The sequence below is a fragment of the Promicromonospora kroppenstedtii DSM 19349 genome, from assembly GCF_000515355.1.
Lineage (GTDB): Bacteria > Actinomycetota > Actinomycetes > Actinomycetales > Cellulomonadaceae > Promicromonospora > Promicromonospora kroppenstedtii.
In genome coordinates, this window is sequence record NZ_KI911759.1 from 7281 (window position 1) to 8706 (window position 1426).

2 protein-coding genes are annotated in these 1426 nt (G+C 75.0%); one reads left to right on the plus strand and one right to left on the minus strand.

Annotated features, from left to right (window positions below; genetic code table 11):
* The coding region (locus PROKR_RS26720; protein ID WP_169736602.1) for a Stk1 family PASTA domain-containing Ser/Thr kinase at positions 1 to 955 on the plus strand (955 nt) is incomplete at its 5' end.
* A gap of 46 nt (positions 956 to 1001) precedes the next feature.
* Here the strand turns inward: PROKR_RS26720 and PROKR_RS26725 are convergent.
* Positions 1002 to 1426, minus strand: a 425-nt coding sequence (locus tag PROKR_RS26725) for a polyprenyl synthetase family protein (RefSeq protein WP_211240258.1), incomplete at its 5' end; no start/stop codon positions are given.

The window sequence follows — 1426 nt, forward strand, 5'->3', positions numbered from 1 at the left end:
CGCCGGGCGCTGGACGGCCCAGCAGCAGCCGCCCCAGCCGCCGCAGCCACAGGCGCAGCCCGCCGGGCGGTCCCGGTTCGGCGGCAAGATCGCGCTGGCCGTGGCCCTGGTCGTGGTCCTGTTCGGCGCCTGGTGGTACACGGAGCAGGGTCCGGGCGCCTACGCGGTGGTCCCCAACGGGGTGGTGGGCGTCACCGAGGCACAGGCCGAGGAAGCGCTCACCGAGGCCGGGCTGACGCCCTCCAGCGTGGAACAGCACGACTCGGACGTGCCCGAGGGCGAGGTGATCTCGGTGGCTCCGGACGAGGGCCGGCGCACACTGCGCGACGAGCCCGTGCGCATGGTGGTCTCGCTGGGGCCCGAGCTGGCCGAGGTGCCGAGCGGGCTGGTGGGCATGACCGAGGAGGAAGCACGCGCCGCGCTGCGCGGCGTTGGCCTCGTCGACGTCGAGGTCTCGCGCGAGTACTCCGCTGACGTGGTCCGCAACCAGGTGATCTGGGCCTCCGTCCGCGAGGGCGGCTCCGTCCCGACGGACGAGACCGTGCGGCTCACCGTCTCGGACGGGGCGCCGCCGGTCACCGTGCCCGACGTGACGGGCCTGTCGGCCGACGACGCCACGGACACGCTGGCCGCGCAGGGATTCGACGTCGCGCGCGAGGACAAGTCCGACAAGAAGGTCGAGGCCGGTGCGGTCATCCGCACCAAGCCGGACGCCGGGAAGGGCGCCGAGCAGGGCAGCACCGTCACGATCGTGGTCAGCCGGGGCGAGGAGGGCACCGTGCCCGACGTCGCCGGTCTGTCGGTCGAGGACGCCCAGGCACTGCTCGACGAGGCGGGCTACACGTCGGTGGTGCGCGGCTTCGGCGAGCTGTTCGGCGAGGGCGTCCAGGAGACCGAGCCCGCGGCGGGGGAGAAGCTGAAGAAGGGCGAAGAGGTCACCCTCTGGACGTGGTGACCGCACCAGACGCCGGCTGGGCCGGCGACCGGGCTGCGTGGTGGGCCTAGGCCGCCCGGTCGACGGCCGCGTGGGCCAGGTCGGTGAGCAGGCCGCGGCCCGGCTCGGCGAGGTCCGCCAGGTCGAGCAGCGCGTGGCCGCGTACCGCGAGGTCGGTGATGAGCTGCTCGACGGCGTCCAGCGCGCCGGAAGCCACGATGACCTCACGCACCCGCGCCACCTCCGTCTCGGTCAGGTGCGGGTTGCCCAGCGCGGACACCAGGACCGTCGCCTCGGGGCCCTGGGCGTCGGGCAGCAGCGCGAGGGTCCGGGCCACGACCACGGTCCGCTTGCCCTCGCGCAGGTCGTCGCCGGCGGGCTTGCCCGTGACGGCCGGGTCGCCGAAGACGCCGAGCACGTCGTCGCGGAGCTGGAACGCCTCGCCCAGGGGCAGGCCGGCCGCCTCGATGTCGGACGCGGCCTGCGGGCCCG